Source organism: Janthinobacterium sp. PSRC1-1 (assembly GCF_049897525.1).
Classification (GTDB): Bacteria; Pseudomonadota; Gammaproteobacteria; order Burkholderiales; family Burkholderiaceae_D; genus Janthinobacterium; species Janthinobacterium tructae.
On sequence record NZ_JAFCWK010000002.1, the window covers coordinates 372,106 to 393,389 of the forward strand.

Sequence of the window (21,284 nt, forward strand, 5' to 3'; positions counted from 1 at the left end):
CTCGAAACTATATTGGAGACGATCATCATGTCCAGCACGCGCACACACAGCGGCGATGTACCCGCCGACTTTTCCCCCCACTCCCTGCGCGACGCCAGCGGGGCCGGCACGGTCGAATCGCATATCGACCCCGGTGAGATCGCCGTCGGCGTGATCATCGGCCGCGCTTCCGAATACTTTGACTTCTTTGTCTACGCCATCGCCTCGGTGCTGGTGTTTCCGCGCGTCTTCTTTCCGTTCGAAGAACGCCTGGAGGGCACATTGTATGCCTTCCTGATTTTCTCGTTTGCCTTCATCGCCCGCCCGTTCGGCACCGTGATCTTCATGGAGATCCAGCGCCGCATGGGGCGCAGCGCCAAGCTGACGATCGCCCTCTTCCTGCTGGGCGTGTCGACGGCCGGCATCGCCTTCCTGCCGACCTACGCGCACCTGGGCTTTGCCGCCATCATCTGGCTGTCCGTGCTGCGCATCGGCCAGGGCGTGGCGCTGGGCGGTTCGTGGGATGGCTTGCCATCGCTGCTGGCCCTGAACGCGCCGGAAAACAAGCGCGGCTGGTACGCCATGCTGGGCCAGCTTGGCGCGCCCTTCGGCTTCCTGCTTGCCGCCGGCCTGTTCTGCTTCATGCTGACCAACCTGACGGATGAAGAATTCCTCGACTGGGGCTGGCGCTATCCTTTCTATGTCGCCTTCGCCATCAACGTGGTAGCCCTGTTTGCCCGCCTGCGCCTGGTGTCGACGAATGAATATGCGCGCCTGCTGGACGAACGCGAACTGCAACCCGTGAGCGTGTTTGAAATGGGCCGTGGCCAGGGTCGCAACGTGCTGATCGGCGCCCTCGCCGCGCTGGCCAGCTACGCGCTGTTCCACCTGGTCACCGTGTTCCCGCTGTCCTGGATTTCCGTCTACCAGACGCGTTCGGCTTCGGACTTCCTGCAAGTGCAGATGCTGGGCGCCGTGCTGGCTGCCGTCGGCGTGGTGATTTCCGGCTTGCTGGCCGATAAAGTGGGCCGCCGCACCACCCTGGGCGTGCTGGCCGTGCTGATCGCCATCTTCAGCGCCTTCGTGCCGACCCTGATGGGCGGCGGCAATGCGGGCCAGGACGTGTTCATCCTCGTGGGCTTCAGCCTGCTGGGTCTGTCCTACGGCCAGGCAGCCGGTGCCGTGACGGCCAACTTCCCCGCCCGCTTCCGCTACACGGGCGCGGCCCTGACGTCCGATCTGGCCTGGCTGGTGGGTGCCGGCTTCGCCCCGCTGGTGGCGCTTGGCCTGTCGGCCAACTTCGGCCTCGCCTATGTCAGCTTCTACCTGCTGTCGGGCGCCGTCGCCTCGCTGGCCGCCCTGAGCCTGAACCGGGCACTGGAAATCCGCGACTGACATATATATAGAGGTAAATATAGAAGCAGCGCGCAAGCAACTGAAAAACGCCGGCACCGTCCGGCGTTTTTTTATGCCTCGCAGCCATTGCACGCCACCTCTTCTGTTCGATGGCGCGCATTGCATGACCTTGCGCGTCGGCAATCTATCGCAAGGCTGTTATGCTAGCGCACGCTTTGCTTGAGCTACAGAAAACTTGCATTTCAATTAAAATTGCTTTTCGCGACATCCCACCACGGACATGATGAATACCAAGACCCCGATCGATTCCTTCAGCTTTCGCCGCATCCTCGCCCGCAACGTGACCTTGCCGCTGGTCATCGGGGTCGTCACCGCCCTCGTGTTTGTCGGCCTGATCGCCTACCTGCTCTCGGCCCTGCGCTCGGTCGAGCATTCGGAACGGGTGATCGGCAATGCCAATGAAGTCATGAAACTGTCGGTCGACCTGGAAACGGGCATGCGCGGCTACTTGCTGACGGGCGACGAAACGTTTTTGGCGCCGTATAAATCGGGCAAGGCCAAGATCGCCGTGGAAATGACGACCCTGCTGGACCTCGTGTCCGACAGTCCCATCCAGACGGACCGCCTGCGCCGCATCCGCGCGCTGCAAAACCAGTGGATGGAGTATGCGGAAGGCGTGATCGCGCAGCGCCGCAGCAACCAGGATTTCCTCGCGCGCGTGCGCCAGGGTGAAGGCAAGCTGGAATTCGATGAAATCCGCCGCGAATTCCTCGCCTTCCTGTCCATGGAACAACGGCTGCGCCAGGAACGTGCCGACACGGCCGAGGGCCGCACCATACTGGCCGTGGTGGTGTTCCTGATCCTCAGCCTGGGCTTGTCTGGTCTGATGGCCTACCTGGGCCGGCGCGAACTGCTGCGCCTGTCCGACACCTACAACGAGGCGCTCGAGCAGCGCGGCAAGGACAACGAGGTGCTGCAGGAGCAAGCCTGGCTGCGCACGGGACAGACGGAGCTGGCGGCCCATACGAGCGGCCAGCTGGGCTTGCCGCAACTGGGACGCCACGTGCTCGATTTCCTGGCCCATCGCCTCGACGTGGCCGTCGCCACCCTGTACGTCGTCGATGAGGATGGCAGCCTGCGCCGCACGGCCGTGTACGGCTTCAATGAACAGGGCGTGAAGGAAAAACAGGTCTTCAAGCTGGGCGAAGGCCTGGTGGGCGAGACGGCGCGCGAGAAACGCCTCAAGCATGTGCAGCAAGTCCCCGACAATTACCTGACCGTGACGTCGAGCCTGGGCCAAGGCGCGCCGCTGGAACTGGTCCTGGCGCCCGTCAACAATGAAGGCGTCGTCAACGGCGTCATCGAACTGGGCTTTACGCATCCGGTCAGCGCCCGCGCCAAGGAATGGCTGAGCCTGATTGCCACCAATATCGGCACGTCGCTGGAAGCGGCCCTGTACCGCCAGCGCCTGCAAAATGTGCTGGAAGAAACCCAGCAACTGAATGAAGAGCTGGAAGTGCAGCAGGAAGAATTGCGCACGGCCAATGAAGAGCTGGGCGAGCAGTCGCGCGTGCTGGAACAGTCGCAAGCCCACCTGGAAGAGCAAAAAGCGGCGCTGGAGCAGTCGAACGAGCAGCTGGCCGTGCAGGCGCTGTCGCTGGACCAGAAGAACATGGCGATCGGCCAGGCGCACGCCCAGCTGGAAGCGCGCGCGGAAGAACTGCAGCGCGCCAGCCGCTACAAATCCGAATTCCTGGCGAACATGTCGCACGAGCTGCGCACGCCGTTGAACAGCTCGCTGATCCTGTCCAAGCTGCTGTCGGACAACAGCAGCGGCAACCTGACGCCGGAGCAAGTGACGTTTGCGCAAACCATTTATTCGGCCGGCAATGATTTGTTGACCCTCATCAACGATATCCTCGACATTTCCAAGGTCGAGGCGGGCAAGCTGGAATTGACGCCGGACGCCGTGCCCTTCGACGAACTGCTCAGCAGCATGAAGATGCTGTTCGGCGCCCAGGCACAGCAAAAGAAACTGGCATTGCATATCAGCGTGGCGCCGGACGCGCCGCCGTCCTTCGTCAGCGACCGCCAGCGCCTGGAACAAATCCTGAAAAATCTGCTGTCGAACGCCATCAAATTTACCGATACGGGCACCGTGTCGCTGCACGTGAGCACCGATGCGGCGGGCCAAGTGCGCTTCCAGGTGCAAGATACCGGCATTGGCATCGCCGATGACCAGCAGCAAAAGGTGTTCGACGCCTTCCACCAGGCCGACGGCACCACCAGCCGCCGCTATGGCGGCACGGGCCTGGGCCTGTCGATTTCGCGCGACCTGGCCGCCTTGCTGGGCGGTAGCATCGAGCTGGCCAGCACGCCAGGCCAGGGCAGCACATTTACCTTGGTGCTGCCGGCCGTCATGCCGGAACGCGCCGTGGAAGCGGCGACAGTGCCGGCGGCGGCGCCACAAGCGCCCGCAAAAATCGCCGCCGCGCCCAAGGCGGCGCCGGCCGCCAAACCGGTGCCGCTGCCCACCTTCGAGGATGACCGGAACAGCGCGCCAGCAGGCAAGACGGGCCAGCGTTCCGTGCTGGTGATCGAGGATGAGCCGTCGTTTGCCGGCATTCTGTTTGACCTCGCGCATGAAATGCAATACCGCTGCCTGGTGGCGCACGGCGCCGACGAAGGCTTGCGCCTGGCGCAAGAGTTCTTGCCCGACGCCATCCTGCTCGACATGGGCTTGCCGGACCGCCCGGGCTTGCTGGTCCTGCATCAATTGAAGGAAAACCCGCTGACGCGCCACATTCCCGTGCACATCGTCTCCGGCAATGACCAGATCCAGGAAGCCATGCAACTGGGCGCCATCGGCTATGCCACCAAGCCGCGCACGCGCGAGCAGCTCAAGGAAGTGTTCCGCAAGCTCGAGTCGAAATTCACGCAGCAGATGAAGCGCATCCTGCTGGTCGAGGATGACGAACGCCAGCGCGAAAGCGTGGTCCACCTGATCAGCGACGACGACGTGGAAATCACCGCCGTGGCGCTGGGCGAGCAAGCGCTGGAATTGCTCAAAACGCAGATTTTCGACTGCATGATCATCGACCTGAAGCTGCCCGATATCCAGGGCAACGAATTGCTCGAACGCATGGAACATGAAGAACTGTGCTCGTTCCCGCCCGTCATCGTCTACACGGGCCGCAACCTGAGCCGCGAGGAAGAGGCGGACCTGATGAAATACTCGCGCTCGATCATCATCAAGGGCGCGCGTTCGCCAGAACGCCTGCTCGACGAAGTCACCCTCTTCCTGCACAAGGTGGAGTCGGAACTGTCGAGCGAGCGCCAAGGCATGCTGCAGCAGGTGCGCAGCCGCGAACGCGTGTTTGAAGGGCGCAAGATTTTGCTGGTGGACGACGACGTGCGCAATATCTTTGCGCTGACCAATGCGCTGGAACAGAAAGGCGTGGTGGTGGAAATCGGCCGCAACGGCTTCGAAGCCATCAGCAAGCTCAACAGCGTGGACGATATCGACCTGGTCTTGATGGACGTCATGATGCCGGGCATGGATGGCCTGGAAGCGACGCGCCTGATCCGCGCCGATGGCCGCTACAACAAGCTGCCCATCATCGCCATTACCGCCAAGGCCATGAAAAATGACCAGGAAGAATGCCTGCAGGCGGGCGCGTCCGATTACCTGGCCAAGCCGATCGACCTGGACCGCTTGTATTCGCTGCTGCGCGTGTGGATGCCGAAGATGGAACGCATGTGATGCCCCTGCGCACCACGGACGCGCAACTGCATGCGCTGATGGACGCGATCTGTCAGCGCTACAACTATGATTTTCGCGACTACTCGTTACCCTCGCAGCGCCGGCGCCTGCATCAGGCGCTCGAGCGCCTCCATTGCGCCGACCTGCCCGCCTTGCAGCAACTGGTGCTGGACGACCCGGCCGCCTTTGGCAAGCTGCTGCAGATTTTGACTGTACCGGTCACGCAAATGTTCCGCGACCCGGCGTTTTTCCGCGCCTTGCGCGAACAGGTGGTGCCCGTGCTGAAAACCTACCCGTCGCCGACGCTCTGGGTCGCCGGCTGCTGCACGGGCGAAGAAGCGCTGTCGCTGGCCATCGTGCTGCACGAGGAAGGCTTGCTTGAGCGCAGCACGATTTACGCCACCGACATCAACCCGCAAGCGCTGGCCACGGCCGCGCGCGGCGTGTATCGGCTGCACCGCATGGCCGACTACGGCGACAACTACCTGGCCGCAGGCGGCCTGGGCCAGCTGGCCGACTACTACACGGTCGAACATGCCACCGCGCATTTCCAGCAACGCCTGCTCGACAGGATCAACTTTGCCGATCACAGCCTGTCCACGGACAGCGTCTTTATTGAAACGCAATTGATTTTGTGCCGTAACGTACTGATCTACTTCAATAAAACCTTGCAGGAACGGGCGCTGGGCCTGTTCCACGACTCGCTGTGCCACCGGGGCTTCCTGGGCCTGGGCAGCAAGGAAAGCACACATTTCACCCGCTTTGCCGCCGACTTCGAGCCATTGCCGGGTCCCGAAAAGCTCTACCGCAAACGTGCGCCGTCGCACGCCGCTTCCCACTACGCTGGACGGCATGGTCATGCCAGGAATGAAACATGATGAATGAAACAAGTACCAAGCTGCTGATCGTCGACGATTTGCCGGAAAACTTGCGCGCGCTCAATGCGCTGATCCGCGAGAGCGACCGCAGCGTCTACCAGGCCTCTTCGGGCGAAGAGGCGCTGGCCCTGCTGCTGGAGCACGATTTCGCGCTGGCCATACTCGACGTGCAAATGCCGGAAATGGATGGTTTTGAGCTGGCGCAATTGATGCGCGGCACGGAGAAGACGCGCCACATCCCCATCGTCTTCGTCACGGCGGCGGGCAAGGAAATGAATTTCGCCTTCCAGGGCTATGAAAGCGGCGCCGTCGACTTCCTGCACAAGCCACTCGATATCAATGCCGTGCAAAGCAAGGTCAACGTCTTCGTGGCCCTGCACCAGCAGCGCAGCGAAACGCGGCGCCAGGTGCAGGCGCTCGAGCACAGCCGCCAGCAGCAGGAAGCCTTATTGAAGGAATTGCGCGCCACCCAGGCCGAACTGCAGCGCTCGCTGCGCCTGCGCGACGAATTCATGTCCATGGTGGCGCACGAACTGCGCACGCCCCTGAACACGCTGTTCCTGGAAACGCAGATGCGCACCGTCAACCTCGAACGGGGCAACCTGGCCGCCTTCGAGCCGGACAAGCTGAACAAGATGGTGGCGCGCGACGGGCGGCAAATCCGCAGCATGGTGCGCCTGATCGACGACATGCTCGACGTCTCGCGCATCACCAGCGGCAAGCTGTCGATCCGCCGCGAAGCCGTTGACCTGACCAGCCTGGTGCGCCGCGTGGCGGACGACCTGGCGCCGTATGCGGCCACGACGGGCAGTGTGCTGGAAGTGATGGCCTTCGAGCCGATCCAGGGGTTCTGGGATGCCTTCCGCGTCGAGCAGATCGTTGTCAACCTGATCAGCAATGCCGTGCGCTACGGCCACGGCCAGCCCGTGGAAATCAGCCTGGCGCACACGCAGAACAGCGCCGTCATCGAAGTGCGCGACCATGGCATCGGCATCAATGCGCGCGACCAGGAACGCATCTTCGACGCGTTCGAGCGCGTCCTGCACCAGGACCGCACGGGCGGCCTGGGCCTGGGACTGTTCATCACCAAGCAACTGGTCGATGCGCATGGCGGCGCCATCACCCTGCAAAGCCAGCCCGGCAATGGCGCCCTGTTCAGCGTCACCCTGCCCCTGGCCGGCAGCTGAGGCCGGCATGACCCGTACACCGTCTCCCCGCAACCAGGCCGGCGCCAGCGGCGTGGCCTTTCTGCTGCAACTGGAACGCCGCTTGCGCCTGCTGCAAGACACGGGCGAGATTCTCGCCTTGTCGGCGCAATTGCTGGGACAGCGTCTGGGCGCCCAGCAAGTGGCCTGTTTCGATATCGACCAGACCCTGCAATGCCCCACCCTGCAGCATGCGTGGAGCGATGGCCTGGCGCCCGGCGCGGCCGGCGAATATTTCCTCGGCGATTATGCCGCCCGCCTGGCCGATGCGCTGGCCGCCGGCCAGGCGCTGGCCGTCAGCGACGTGGCCAACGACCCGCGCACGTCCATGCCGGCCGCGCTGGCCACGTTCGCCCGCCTGGGCATCCGTGCCTTCCTGAACATTCCCATCGCCAAGGAAGGCCGGCTGGCGGCCCTGTTCGTCGTGCACAGCAACGCGGCGCGCCTGTGGCATGCGGACGAGATCGAACTGGCCGTGCAAGTGTCGGAGCGGGTCTGGTCGACCATCTTGCGGGCCCAGGCGGAATCGCGGCTGCGCGCGCTCACTGCCAGCATGGAAATGCAGGTGGCCGAGCGCACGCGCGAGTTCGGCCGCACGTGGAACGTCAGCCCCGATTTGCTGGGGGTGCTCAACCTCGACGGCTATTTCGAGCACTCGAACCCCGCCTGGCAATCCACGCTGGGCTGGTCGGCAGAGGAAATCCGCACGACGAAATTTCTTGAACTGATCCACCCGGACGACTTGCCGCGCACGCATGCGGCCTGGGAAGCGGCCAACCAGGGCCAGCCGGCACTGCGCTTCGAGAACCGCTACCGCCACAAGCTGGGCGGCTGGCACTGGCTGTCGTGGGTGGCCGTGCCCGAAGGCGAGAAGGTGTATTGCAGCGCGCGCGACATCACGGTGGAAAAGAAGCTGGAAGCGGAGCTGGCCGCGCGCAACAGCGAGCGCGAGCGGCTGTGGCGCAGCGCGCAAGACCTGATGGTGGCCATCGATGCCGAAGGCTGCTTTGCCGCCGTCAACCCGGCCTCGGCCGCCATCCTGGGCTGGCTGCCCGAGGAAATGCTGGGCCGCAGCCTGTTCGACTTCGTACTGCCCGAGGATGCCGCCGCCACCCGCCTGGCGCTGGCAAACGTGAGCCAGGAAGCCATGCCCAGCTTTGAAAACCGCTACCGGCACCGCGAGGGCGGCCACCGCTGGCTGTCATGGGTGGCAGCGCCCGAAGGCGACCTGGTGTTTGCCACCGGACGCCACGTCACGCTGGAAAAAGAGGCGCAGGACACCTTGCGCACCATGCAGGAATCGTTGCGCCACAGCGAAATGGCCCTGCTGCAATCGCAAAAACTCGAAGCGCTGGGCAAGCTGACGGGCGGCGTGGCCCATGATTTCAATAACGTACTGCAAATTATCTCCGGCAATCTGCAGTTGCTGCAGCTGGGCCTGGACGGCGACCCGCTGGCCGCCAGGCGCATCGCCAGCGCCTCGGCCGCCGTGGAACGGGGCGCCAAGCTGTCGGCCCAGCTGCTGGCCTTTGCGCGGCGTCAACCATTGAAACCGCTGGTGACGGACCTGGCGCAACTGCTGCGTTCGACGGAAGAGCTGCTGCGGCGCGCCACGGGAGAAAGCATCGAAACGCGCTGGCTGCTGGCCGACGATTGCTGGCGCGCCCTGGTCGACCCGCACCAGCTGGAAAACGTCATCCTCAACCTGGCCATCAACGCGCGCGACGCCATGGATGGCCAGGGCCAGCTGACCATCGAACTGAGCAACAGCGTGCTGGGCAGCGACCATGCGGCGCGCCATGCGGATGTGGCGCCCGGCGACTACGTGCAACTGGCCGTCTCGGACACGGGCTCGGGCATTCCCGCCGACTTGCTGGACAAGATTTTCGAACCCTTCTTCACGACCAAGAAGGAAGGCGAAGGCACGGGCCTGGGTTTGAGCATGGCGTACGGCTTCCTGCGCCAGAGCGGCGGCCACCTGATGGTCGACAGCCTGCCCGGCCATGGCAGCACCTTCCGCATCTACCTGCCGCGCTCGCTCGAAGCGGAAACGGAATTGCCGCTGCAGCTGGACGGCCCCGTGCTCGGCGGCAAGGAAACCATCCTCGTCGTGGAAGACGACGTGCAGGTGCAAACAACGGTGGTCGACATGTTGCGCGGCCTCGGCTATGGCGTGCTGCGCGCCAGCGATGGCGAAAGCGCGCTGACCATCATCGGCAGCGGCGTCCCCATCGATTTGCTGTTTACGGATGTGGTGATGCCGGGCAAGGTCGCCAGCACGGAACTGGCGCGCCAGGCCAGGCTGCTGCTGCCGCAGCTGGCCGTGTTGTTTACGTCGGGCTACACGCAGGACGCCATCATGCAGGGCGGCCGCCTGGAGCCGGGCGTGGAACTGTTGAGCAAGCCGTACCGGCGCGAAGACCTGGCGCGGCGCATCCGCCACTTGCTGGCCAATCGCCACCACGTGACGGCGCTGCACCAATACCGCGCACAGCTGGCGCCGCAGCCGCCCGCGCTGCCGGGGGCGCGATCCATCCTGCTGGTGGAAGACAATGCGGACGCGCGCGCCATGACGAGCGAACTGCTGGTCATGCTGGGACACTCGGTGCTGGCCGTGAGCACGGCCGAAGAAGCCTTGCCCCTGCTGGGTACGCCGGGACTGGAACTGCTGCTGACCGATATCAGCCTGCCGCAGATGTCGGGCGCCGGGCTGGCCGAGCTGGCGGCGCGCGACTATCCACGGCTGGAAGTGGTGTTTTCCACCGGCCATGCACCGGCCAATTCCGGCGTGCTGGACCCGGCCGCACGCTTCCTGGTGAAACCATTTACCGTCGAGCAATTGCAGCACGCCTTGCTGCCGCCAGCCCAGTAAGCCAGGGCAAGCTATTAAACGTCGATCCGGCGTGCCTTCAGTGCGCCGGCCAGTTCTTCCAGGCCAAACGGTTTGCGCAGGAAGCGCGCGCTGGCGTCCTGCATCAGGCTGGCGCCCCAGTCGTGCCCGGAAGCAAACACCACCTCCAGTTGCGGCCAGTGCGCGCGCGCATGGCGCGCCAGTTCCAGGCCGGACATGGTGGGCAGGCTGATGTCCGTCACCAGCACTTCCAGGCCCGGCATGCCCAGCAGGGGCAAGGCTGCCTCGGCGCTGGCCACGCCATGCACGGTATGCCCCAGGATATTGAGCATTTCCGTCGTCATTTCGCGCGCATCGTCATTGTCTTCCACCAGCAGGATGCGCCGCCCCGACGGGTCGGGCGCGCCCACCAGGCGGCGGTCGGCCAGCACATGGCGGATGCGCCGCGCCAGGTCTTCGCGCTGGTAAGGCTTGCTGATCAACTCGACGCCCGGGTCCAGGCGCCCGCCCTGCATGATGGCATTGTGCGTGTAGCCCGAGGTAAACAGCACGGCCAGCTCCGGCAGCAGCAGCCGGGCCTGCTGCGCCAGCTCCTTGCTGCTGACGGGACCGGGCATGACCACGTCCGTAAACAGCAGATCGACGGCCACGCCCGTGCCCAGCAGGGCCAGCGCCGAGGCGCCGTCGTCCGCATGCAGCACCTCGTAGCCGAGGCCGCGCAGCATGTCGACCACCGTGTGCTGCACGGGCGCATCGTCTTCCACCACGAGGATGCTCTCGCCGCCGCCCAGCACGGGGCCCGTCAGGCCCGCTGGCGGTTCGGCCAGCTTTTCCAGCGAACGGGGCAGGTAAATCTTAAACGTCGTGCCGGCACCGGGCGCGCTGTGCACCTTGATGTGGCCCGCGCTCTGGCGGATGAAGCCGTAGGCCATGGACAGGCCCAGGCCCGTCCCCTCGCCTTCGCGCTTGGTGGTGAAAAACGGTTCGAAAATCTGGTCGATCACGTCGCGTTCCATGCCATGGCCCGTGTCGGTGATGGTCAGCAGCACGTATTGCCCCTCCAGTACATCGGCATGCAGGCTGGCGTAGGCCGCATCGAGCGTGACATTGCTCAAGGTGAACGTCAGGCGTCCGCCCTTGTCCATCGCGTCGCGCGCATTGATGGCCATGTTCAGCAGCACGTTTTCCATCTGGTTCGGGTCGACCAGGGTATGCCACAAGCCGTCGCTGATGAAGGTTTCCTCGGTCACCGCCTCGCCCAGGGCGCGGCGGATCAGCTCATGCATGCGGCGCAGCAGGCGTCCCAGGTCCGTCACCAGCGGCTTCAACGGTTGACGCCGCGCAAAGGCCAGCAGTTGCGACGACAGCTTGGCGCCCCGCTCGACGGCCGAGGCAGCCGAATCGAGGCGCCTGGCCGCCTGGGGATTGTCGGCCACCGTCAGTTTCAGCAACTGCAAGTTGCCGGAAATGATTTGCAGCACATTATTGAAATCGTGGGCCACGCCGCCCGTCAGCTTGCCGATCGATTCCAGCTTTTGCGCCTGCAATAGCGCTTGCTCGCTGCGCACCAGCGCCAGCCGCGCCTCTTTTTCATCGGTGACGTCGCGGCCGATGGCGTGGATCAGCTTTTGCGCCGGCACGGCCGTCCAGGAAATCCAGCGGTAGCCGCCGTCGCGGCGCCGGTAGCGGTTTTCCATGCGCAAGGTGGGCGCGCCATGGGCCAGGCGCGACAAATCCTGCAAGGCCGCCATGCGGTCGTCCGGATGCACGAGGCTGATGAAATCCATGCCCAGCGATTCGATTTCCGGCCGCTCCAGGATCTTGCTCCAGGCGGGATTGACGGCGATGATCATGCCGGCCAGGTCCGCCACCAGCATGATGTCGGTCGACAGCCGCCACATGCGGTCGCGGTCGGCCGTGCGGTTGGCCATTTCCACTTCCAGCGAGGAATTCAGGTAGGCCATCTTTTCCAGCACGTTTTTCTGTTCCTGCACGTCCGTATTCGTGCCCACCCAGCGCAGCACCGTGCCCGTCTCGTCGAACAGGGGCAAGGCGCGCGCCAGGAACCAGCGGTAGGCGCCGTCGCTGGCGCGACGCATGCGGAACTCGTGTTCGTAGGCGCTGGCCGTGGCGACGGCCCGCTCCCAGCTTTTCTGCGTGGCCTGCACGTCGTCCGGATGCACGCAGTGGCGAAAGCCGCTGGTGACCAGCGACTTCAGCGATTGCCCCGTGTACTCGCACACCTGCTCATTGACCCAGTAGGTGGCGCCGCTGCCATGCGCCAGCCAGGCCTGGTTGGGCATGGTCGAGGCGAGCGAACGGAATTGTGCCTCGCTGTCGAGCAAGGCATTGCGCGCCTGCCAGTGCTCGTCGATGTCTTCGCACGAGCCATACCATTTCACGGGCTGGCCGCGCTCGTCGAGCCGGCAATACGCGCGCGAGTGCACCCAGCGGTAGCGGCCGTCCTGGCGGCGCACGCGCATTTCCTGGTCCAGCGGCTGGCCGCTGCCCAGCGCTTCGCTCCACGCCGCCAATGCGCGGGGCACGTCCTCGGGGTGGATGTCGTCCAGCCAGCTGGTGCCCAGGCCATTGCCGCCCGTCCATTCGCGCCAGCGCTGCGCCACATAGTCGAGCTTGCCGTCGATGTCGGCCGTCCACAGCACTTGCGTGTTCAGTTCGATGGCGTAATGAAAGTGTTCGCGGCTGTCGTGCAGCGCTCTTTCCAGCTGGCCCCGCTCGATGACATGCGCGGCCACGCGCGCGGCCAGCGCCAGCAGTTCGATTTCGGGTTGCGTGGGATGGCATGACGCGGGGAAGAACAGGCCCAGCACGCCCAGGATATGCCCCTTGGCGCCGAACACGGGGGCGACCCAGCAGGCGCGGTAGCCGTGCAGCATGGCTTCCTTGCGGCCCGCGCTCCAGTGCACATCGCGCGTGATGTCGCCGCAATAGACGGGCGCGCCAGAAAAGGCCGCCATGCCGAACGGCGAAGGCTGTTCGCCGCCGTGGCGCAGGGCCAGGCACAGGTCTTGTGGCAGGCTGGGCGCGGACAAGCCGCAAAAGCGGTCGGCCTCGTCGATGAGCAGCAGGCAGGCATGCGCGCCGCCCTCGGCCAGGTCTTGCAACGCCAGCAACAAATGCTCCAATGCATGAGCCAGGTCGGCGCCTGCGGCGATACTGCCCAGCGCACTATGCTCGGCGTCCAGCAAGGAAAGAATGTTGTTTGCGTGCACCGTGTCGATAAGGAGGGGAAACTGATGCCCGAAATATACCATGGGGCACCCCTCTTGCAGGAGGAAAACAGCGTGCCGCTTGATCCCGGCGTCCACGCGGCCCTATGCTAAAGTGTTGCTCTCTTCTCAAGCGAAACCAACGATGCCCACGTCCCTGCCATCCTCCCTGATCGCCACCGCCCTGCTCGCCTGCGCCCACGGCGCCGTCGCCGCCCCCATGAGCCTGGACGACTACCTGGCCCTGAACGGCCCCGCCCCCACGGCGCAGATCGCGTATGGCTCCGCGCCGTCGCAATACGCGCAGCTGTTCCGGCCCGAGGGCAGCGGACCGTTCCCCGTCGTCGTGCTGGTGCATGGCGGCTGCTGGACGGTGGCCTTTGGCGGCATCAGGCAGATGCGCAACGTGGCCGGCGCCCTGGTGGCGCAAGGCATCGCCGTATGGAATGTCGAGTACCGCCGGGTCGACGAGCCGGGCGGCGGGTATCCCGGCACGTATGAAGACATGCACGCGGCGCTCGACAGCCTGCAGCGGCACGCGCCCCAGTACCAGCTCGACACGCGCCGCATCCTCGCCATGGGCCATTCGGCCGGCGGCCAGCTGGTGCAATGGATCGCCGGCAGGGACCAACTGCCGAAGACCAGCCCCCTGTACCGCGAACAGTACCTGCCGATCAAGCATATCCTCAGCCTGGGCGGCCTGGCCGACCTGCGCCATGAAAAGGACTTGATCAGGAGCAGCTGCGAGCGCGACATCGCGCAACTGGCAGGCAGCGCCAGCACTGAGCGTCCCGACATCTACAGCGACACCAGCGCGGCCGACCTGATGCCCAACGGCAGCCGCACCGTGCTGGCCACGGGCGAGCTCGACACCATCTCCCCTCCCCGCGTCGCGCATGACTATGCGGCCAGGGCAATCAAAGCCGGCGACCATGCGGAAGTGCTGATCTTGCCCGGCGCCAGCCACTATGACGAGATCGCGGCCACGTCGAATGCATGGCGGATGATCTTGCCGGTGATCAAACAGATGCTGGCAATGGAGGCGAAATGAAGCGCGCCCTCGCCTGCACCGTGCTTGCCGCCTGCTCCGCCATGGCGTTCGCCGCCGATACCCATTCGCTCGAAAGCGGCTTGCTGCATGCCATGCAGCTCAAGAAGGGCACGACCGAGCGCACGGGCACGTCCGGCCAGGCCATCCGCGCCTACCAGCACGCGGGTCTGGTCAGCAAGACGCCCCGCCAGCGCGCCGACTACACCGACTACTACCTGCTGGACAAGCCAGTGCCCTTCATGGGCCACGAACTGGTGCTGATCGAGGAAGAATACATCGACAAATACATAGGCTGCTGCGTCAGCCCCGGCGTCGGGATCACGCTGAAAGTCAATGGCAGCATCACGACGCTGCAACAGTTCGCCCGCACCAACCGCTGCACCCTGACCGACCATGTCGATGTTGCACATGCACTGCGCGAAGTGGCGATCAATAACAAGGTGCCCAAGGCGCACTATGCGTCCCTCAGCTGCCGCGAGCGCGATGCCGAGCGCGATGAGTCGTGACACCAGAAGCGGCCAGTCACGTTGACGTGACAATGCGTGACTTTTCTCGCTCACTAATTCGTTATGCTCATTGCCGCAGTCGGCCGCTACCGCCCAAACGAGGTAGTTGCCAAATTCTTGCACTTGGAGTGGTAAATCTGCAGTCTCCTTTAAGAAAGAGATGCAGCAGTGCTTATTGAAATAGTGGCGATTCAGATCGCATCATTGAGGGTACACATGAAAAAAAAGTTTCCACAGTTCGTCAGCGTTGGTTTGGGAGTTGCGACTGGAACCTTGCTTTACACTCGCTTCCTTGGGGCAGCTCATGAGTTCGATTGGGGGCGTGCTGCCTTTGTCGGTATATTTTGCGCAACGATAGCTTTTATCTGGCCCTCAAAAAAGAATTAAGTTCAAACTGCATTCCGTCAGCAACACGGACACTTTCGCTAGGCGCATTTTATATTTTCAAGCTGTACTGGGCTGATATTGCCGATTGTTGAGTATCGGCGCCGTGCATTGTAGAACCTTCTATGTAGTAGAAAACATCGGCGCGTAGTTCATCCCAGTCCGGTCGTGCCTCTTGCTAAGCCATTCTGTTTTCAACGTCGAGAAGAATCTGCCAATCGCGGCGTTGTCCCAGCAGGTTCCGTGCCTAGCAATGACTTGGTGATCGTCTATCGAAGCAGTAATGGAGAATGCATTGATTGGCACATACGAAATAGCAGACTTGCACTCGATAGGCATACCTGGAGTTGAAGTTGCGGGGAGGGAGTTTCACCTGCGCGACCTGCATGAGATGATTGGTATTGACAGAAATATGACCTGTTTTATGTTCCGGCACAACAGCAAAGCTGAAACTGACTACGGGCACATGGTCACCGGGGTTCTGTTCAACAAAGTTGACATGAACGAGCAAACCGACGAGCTTGCGAATAGTAACTCAGCTTATAACGATCTAACGGTTCTACGCATAGACTGCCGAGATCCTGCGTTAACTGTTCAACAAAGAAAGTCTTTAAAGTACAAGGGCGTCGCTATCAAGGACCTCCTTAAGATTTCTTACGCAACATTTATCCACCAGCCACTCCGTCACCCAACAGGCAAGAAGATTGTGCCGAACATTGTTTTAGTTGAAGCTGATTTTTCAAAGATAGACGTACAGAAGCTACTAGTAAATTATCTGATCATGAAACATAACGGCGGAACTGCGTTGATCGATTATGAAAAAGAAGACCTAGTCGGGACAATGCTGGGGATGCGAAACAATACAATCGATAGTCGCATCCTTGAAACTTTTGGCTTTACTGTGAAGTCTGCAAGCGAGAACGTCAACATTCAACTTGCGTCGTTAAACGCGAAAGCTGCACGAAATGCTCTGACCAAGGAAGAGTTAGAAGCCAAAGCCAGCTACGAATTCGTTAAGCGAGTAGCGGCACTTGGCGCTGTATGCGCTGAATTTGAGAAAGCGAAATTAGGAGACCGGTCATTGACGTTAGACACTGATGCTGCGAAAAGGATACTTGCTAACGCCATCGGGTTTAACCCGTCTGTTCTACTGCACGGGAAAAATCAAGTCTTCTGGGATTTGCAATCCTACCTGCACATTGTAATGCGACACATAGATGCCTATCAGGTTGGTAATTTTAAGGGAAAGACTGTTCTTCCTTATCAGCTGACGGACCTTAAGGACCTGATCGAGAGAGTCTTAGATAGTATTCGCGAAGAGCTTGCTCTTCACTTCGAGACGAACTCGGGAGAGTTTGTCAGATCAGGGCGCATGGCAGTACTCTTCAATGGCGATTACTTCATCTTAAGGATCGATCCTAATGGACGCCTTAGCCAGTTCTACAGTCCTTAGCACTTAGCAGCAAGGCGGATGAAATCGCACACATTTTTCGAACATTACTTTCCATGCGCGACTATTAGTAGATTAGTCAGACTAGCACAGGTAATCCGAACCCAGGCGAGTTGGACCAATTTACTGTCCGCTTTGGGGCTATTTTGTTGAAAATGTCGAGCGGCAACCATTTCGGGATGTCTCGGACCTCAATGCAGTCGGTGATCGTTCAATAGCGGAGGTTCTGGCCAGTCGAGGCTGACAGGTTCTCTATCTCAACGTACCCGCGTTTTTCAACACAATAGGGCGAAAGCAGACGTCCCTCAACCGCAAACTGGCAACGATAGCAAGAACAGGCCCGCCCCTCAAACCAAGGCTCCCCGGGCCCAGCGGGCCTGAAAAATGGCCAGGGCAAGGCGCGCGGGCGAAGACAGTACGGTTAGTACGGCGAGCCCAAGCAACGCAGCCATGGTCATTTTCTCAGGCTCGCGGCTCTGGCCCGCTCTTCAATAAGAAATAAAAACCTACTGAACCCGCGCCAGGTACTGGGCCAGCTGGCCGAAAGTAGCCTTGAACCCCTCCTTCATCGACTCATGCCCTTCCACAAAAGTCCGATGCTGCTCATCGGTGGCCTTGTGCGGCGTCGACCGTAAGGTCATCGTCGTCTTGCCGTTTTCCTCGGTCAGGGTCATGGTATTGAACGATTCCAGCGGCCACGTGGCGCTGACGGCATGCTGCACGGCATTGCCCTGCTTGTCGGCAAACGACAGGATCGAGACGATGCGTTCAGGCGCTTCGATGGCCTGGTAGGTGAACTTGCCCCACATTTCGTAGCCATTGTCGGCGCGCATGCCGTAATGAAAGATGCCGCCCGGCTGCAAGTCCAGCGCCAGCACGCTCAATTCGAAGCCGACGGGGCCCCACCACTGGGCCAGGCGCTCCGGTTCCACCCACGACTGGAACACCAGTTCGCGCGGCGCGTCGAAAGTTTGCGTAATGACAAAGTCGCTGCTGTCGCGGTGCTGTCCTTCCTGCTTCTGTTCTGCGGTGCTCATGCTCTCTCCCTGTGTTGGTGAACTGGCCCTTAATGTACCAGCGGCACCGATAAACGGGAAGGCCCGCACGCCCGGCGGCCGCTACCGCGTCTTGCCTGCCGCCACCTGGTCGAGGATATGCTTGGGCACGGCCGCGTAGTGCTTGAATTCCATCGTATAGGTGGCGCGGCCCTGGGTCAGCGAACGCAAGGTGGTGGAATAGCCGAACATCTCCGCCAGCGGCACCAGGGCCTTGATGATGCGCCCCGCGCCGCCGGGGATATCGTCGACGCCCTGCACCATGCCGCGGCGGGCCGTCAGATCGCCCATGACGTTACCCATGAACTCTCCCGGCGTTTCCGCCTCCACCTGCATCATCGGTTCGAGCAGCACGGCATGGGCCTTGCGCATGCCGTCCTTGAAAGCGATGGAGCCGGCCATGCGAAACGCGTTTTCGTTCGAATCGACGTCGTGGTAGGAGCCGAAGGTGAGCGTCGCCTTGACGTCCACCACCGGGTAGCCGGCCAGCACGCCGGCCTTTAACGTTTCGGCGATGCCCTTGTCGACGGCGGGAATGAATTCGCGCGGCACCACGCCGCCCTTGATGGCGTCGACGAACTGATAGCCTGTGCCTGCCGGCAAGGGTTCGAGCTTGAGCACCACGTGGCCGTACTGGCCCCGTCCGCCCGACTGCTTGACGAACTTGCCCTCGATATCGTCCACCGCGCGCGTGATGGTTTCGCGGTAGGCCACCTGCGGCTTGCCGACATTGGCTTCCACGCCGAATTCGCGCCGCATGCGGTCGACCAGAATTTCCAGGTGCAATTCACCCATGCCCGACATGATGGTCTGGCCCGATTCCTCGTCCGTATGCACCCTGAACGACGGGTCTTCCTGCGCCAGCCGGTTCAAGGCGATGCCCATCTTTTCCTGGTCCGCCTTGGTCTTCGGTTCGACCGCCTGGGAAATCACCGGTTCCGGGAAAATCATCTTTTCCAGCACGATGATGTGGTCGATGGCGCACAGGGTGTCGCCCGTGGTCACGGCTTTCAGGCCCACGGCAGCGGCGATGTCGCCCGCATACACTTCCTTGATTTCCTTGCGTTCATTCGCATGCATCTGCAGGATGCGCCCCAGCCGTTCGCGCGCGCTCTTGGTGGGGTTGTAGACCATGTCGCCCGAGTTAACGACGCCCGAATACACGCGGAAGAAGGTCAGTTGCCCCACGAACGGGTCCGTCATGATCTTGAAGGCCAGGGCCGAGAAATGCTCGTCGTCCGTCGGATGGCGCTCCACCTCGTTGTCGTGCTCGTCGTGGCCCATGATGGGCGGCACTTCCATCGGCGAGGGCAGGTATTCGATGACGGCGTCCAGCATCGCCTGCACGCCTTTGTTTTTAAAGGCGCTGCCGCACAGCATGGGCACGATTTCATTGCGGATGGTGCGCGCGCGCAAGGCTTGCTTGAGTTCCGCTTCCGTGAACGTGTCGCCATTCAGGTAGCGTTCCGTCATGGCGAGGCTGGCTTCGGCCGCGTGCTCGACCATGTGCTCGTGCCATTCCTGCGCCTGCGCCAGCAGTTCGGCGGGAATCTCGCCATAGCTGAACTGCACGCCCTGGCTGGCGTCGTCCCAGGTGATGGCGCGCATTTTCAACAGGTCGATCACGCCCGTGAAATGCTCTTCGGCACCGATGGGCAACTGGATGGGCACGGCCACGCCTTTCAGGCGCTCGCCGATCTGCTGGCGCACGCGCAAGAAATCGGCGCCCACCCGGTCCATCTTGTTGATGAAGGCGATGCGCGGCACGTGGTATTTATTGGCTTGCCGCCAGACGGTTTCCGATTGCGGCTGCACGCCGCCAACGGCATCGTAGACCATCACGGCGCCGTCGAGCACGCGCATCGAGCGTTCGACTTCAATCGTGAAATCCACGTGGCCGGGCGTGTCGATGATGTTGATGCGGTGTTCGGGGAAGTTGCCGGCCATGCCTTTCCAGAACGCCGTGGTGGCGGCCGAGGTGATGGTGATGCCCCGTTCCTGCTCCTGCTCCATCCAGTCCATGGTGGCGGCACCATTGTGCACTTCGCCGATCTTGTGATTCACCCCCGTATAAAACAGGATGCGCTCGGTGGTGGTGGTCTTGCCGGCGTCGATATGGGCGCTGATGCCGATGTTGCGGTAGCGCTCGATAGGTGTTTTGCGGGTCATCACAATCTCCATGGCTAGCCCCGGTGCCCGGCTTTCCAGTGTAGCAGACATCGATTTGCAGGGCGGCGCGTAACCATTTTTTACCATGCGTACAACACTGACATTAGCGCGCACGCGCGTTGCACAGGACAAACAAGAGTTTCGGCTATACTTTCAACTTTATTAATCCAGTAAAGATTAATCAAAATCAATACGCACCGTAAATGATCGTGCAAGGCGACACCGCCGGCATGCCAGCCCAGGTGCGCCCCGAATGACATGCCCCACTCAGCCTATGACTACCCGACTAAGAAAAATAATCCTCTCCTCCCTGCTGGCGTCGCCAGCGCTGGCCATGGCCGGCGAACTGGAACAGCAAATGCAGCGTTGCGCCGTGCTCGGTGACGCCAGCGCCCGCCTGGGCTGCTTCGACACCCTGGCCAAGGCGGCGGAAAAGGCCACCATCGCCGCCGGCGGCGATCCCGCCACGGCTGCCGTGACCCTGGCAGCGGCCGCCGAGGTCGCCCCCCTCACGTTTGTCAGCCCGCCTGGCGTGGCCACGCCGGACGCCGTCAACGCCGCCATTCCCGCCATCGCCCAGGCTGGCGCGGCGCCGCCGGAAGCGCAGATCTCGCGCACGCAGCAATCGTGGGAACTCAACGATGCCTCGAAGCGCGGCCTGTTCAACTTCCGCCCGCACCGCGACACCTATCTGCTGCTGGCCAACTACAGCGACGCCTCGAACGACGAGCCGTTCCAGGATTTCACGCCTGGCGGTGTCAAGAGCCAGCATGTGGAACTGACCTTCCAGCTGAGCTTCAAGATGAAATTGCTGGAAGACATCGCCGGCACGCCCATCGACATGTGGTTCGGCTACACGCAGCAAAGTTTCTGGCAAGCGTATAACCGCAAGGCCTCGAGCCCGTTCCGCGAGACCAATTACCAGCCGGAACTGATGCTGATCTTGCCGATCAACAAGCATTTCGCGGGTCTGGAGTTCAATTACCTGAATTTCGGCCTGGTGCACCAGTCGAATGGCCAGACCTCGACCCTGTCGCGCAGCTGGAACCGCGTGTATGCCGAGCTGGGTGTGGAAAAAGACAACCTGGCCATCACGGGCCGCGTCTGGCACCGTCTCGACAATAGCGCGAACGACAATGACAATATCGACATCACCGATTACATGGGACATGGCGACTTGCGCGTGAGCTACCGCAACAAGGGTCACGAGTATGCCGTGACGGCCCGCCGCAATTTCAGCAAGAAACATGGCTCCATGCAGGCCAGCTGGGCTTTCCCATTGAAAGCCAACCTGAAAGGCTATCTGCAACTGTTCTCCGGCTATGGCCAGAGCTTGATCGACTACAACTATTCGCAGAAGTCGATCGGCGCCGGTTTCATGGTCGACCTGTAAGCGGCACAGTGACA

The 21,284-nt window shown here is 62.2% G+C and carries 12 protein-coding genes; 9 read left to right on the forward strand and 3 right to left on the reverse strand.

Features of this window, described 5'->3' with window-relative positions; genetic code table 11:
• Positions 1–27: 27 nt before the first annotated feature.
• From ACP7DW_RS05280 to ACP7DW_RS05300, 5 genes are all read left to right on the forward strand, one after another.
• The gene (locus ACP7DW_RS05280) at positions 28–1,374 is read left to right on the forward strand and encodes an MFS transporter (protein ID WP_426054209.1); all 1,347 of its coding nucleotides are present in this window, start codon (positions 28–30) and stop codon (positions 1,372–1,374) included.
• Positions 1,375–1,618: 244 nt separating this feature from the next.
• A complete protein-coding gene (locus ACP7DW_RS05285; protein ID WP_426054210.1) occupies positions 1,619–5,098 on the forward strand; it encodes a response regulator in 3,480 nt (1,159 codons plus the stop codon).
• Positions 5,098–5,976, forward strand: coding sequence for a CheR family methyltransferase (locus tag ACP7DW_RS05290; RefSeq protein ID WP_426054211.1), 879 nt, complete (start codon positions 5,098–5,100; stop codon positions 5,974–5,976). The genes ACP7DW_RS05285 and ACP7DW_RS05290 overlap by 1 nt, the downstream gene beginning before the upstream one ends.
• Positions 5,973–7,163 carry a hybrid sensor histidine kinase/response regulator gene (locus ACP7DW_RS05295; RefSeq protein WP_426054212.1) on the forward strand — a complete coding sequence of 397 codons (1,191 nt, stop codon included), beginning with the start codon at positions 5,973–5,975 and terminating at the stop codon, positions 7,161–7,163. The genes ACP7DW_RS05290 and ACP7DW_RS05295 overlap by 4 nt, the downstream gene beginning before the upstream one ends.
• Before the next feature lie 7 nt (positions 7,164–7,170).
• Positions 7,171–10,053: a PAS domain S-box protein gene (locus ACP7DW_RS05300; protein WP_426054213.1), complete on the forward strand. Its 2,883-nt coding sequence runs from the start codon at positions 7,171–7,173 to the stop codon at positions 10,051–10,053.
• A 14-nt stretch (positions 10,054–10,067) separates the two neighbouring features.
• Here ACP7DW_RS05300 and ACP7DW_RS05305 read toward each other — a convergent pair whose 3' ends face one another.
• On the reverse strand, positions 10,068–13,307 hold the full coding sequence (locus ACP7DW_RS05305; protein WP_426054214.1) for a PAS domain-containing protein: 3,240 nt from the start codon (positions 13,305–13,307) through the stop codon (positions 10,068–10,070).
• A 100-nt stretch (positions 13,308–13,407) separates the two neighbouring features.
• On the opposite strand from ACP7DW_RS05305, the gene ACP7DW_RS05310 reads away from it, so the two are divergent.
• The 3 genes from ACP7DW_RS05310 (at position 13,408) to ACP7DW_RS05320 (ending at position 16,656) form a co-directional block, all read left to right on the forward strand.
• Positions 13,408–14,313 carry an alpha/beta hydrolase gene (locus tag ACP7DW_RS05310; protein ID WP_426054215.1) on the forward strand — a complete coding sequence of 302 codons (906 nt, stop codon included), beginning with the start codon at positions 13,408–13,410 and terminating at the stop codon, positions 14,311–14,313.
• Positions 14,310–14,819, forward strand: coding sequence for a hypothetical protein (locus tag ACP7DW_RS05315; protein ID WP_426054216.1), 510 nt, complete (start codon positions 14,310–14,312; stop codon positions 14,817–14,819). The genes ACP7DW_RS05310 and ACP7DW_RS05315 overlap by 4 nt, the downstream gene beginning before the upstream one ends.
• A 667-nt stretch (positions 14,820–15,486) precedes the next feature.
• The gene (locus ACP7DW_RS05320; protein WP_426054217.1) at positions 15,487–16,656 is read left to right on the forward strand and encodes a hypothetical protein; all 1,170 of its coding nucleotides are present in this window, start codon (positions 15,487–15,489) and stop codon (positions 16,654–16,656) included.
• Positions 16,657–17,159: 503 nt separating this feature from the next.
• Here ACP7DW_RS05320 and ACP7DW_RS05325 read toward each other — a convergent pair.
• Complete coding sequence (locus tag ACP7DW_RS05325) at positions 17,160–17,690, reverse strand: SRPBCC family protein (RefSeq protein ID WP_426054218.1); 531 nt, start codon at positions 17,688–17,690, stop codon at positions 17,160–17,162.
• Between the two features lie 81 nt (positions 17,691–17,771).
• On the reverse strand, positions 17,772–19,877 hold the full coding sequence (gene fusA / locus ACP7DW_RS05330; protein WP_426054219.1) for an elongation factor G: 2,106 nt from the start codon (positions 19,875–19,877) through the stop codon (positions 17,772–17,774).
• A gap of 274 nt (positions 19,878–20,151) precedes the next feature.
• Here fusA and ACP7DW_RS05335 point away from each other — a divergent pair, with 274 nt between their 5' ends.
• Entirely contained in the window at positions 20,152–21,270 is a 1,119-nt protein-coding gene (locus tag ACP7DW_RS05335) for a phospholipase A (RefSeq protein WP_426054220.1), read from the forward strand.
• The last annotated feature ends 14 nt before the right edge of the window (positions 21,271–21,284 follow it).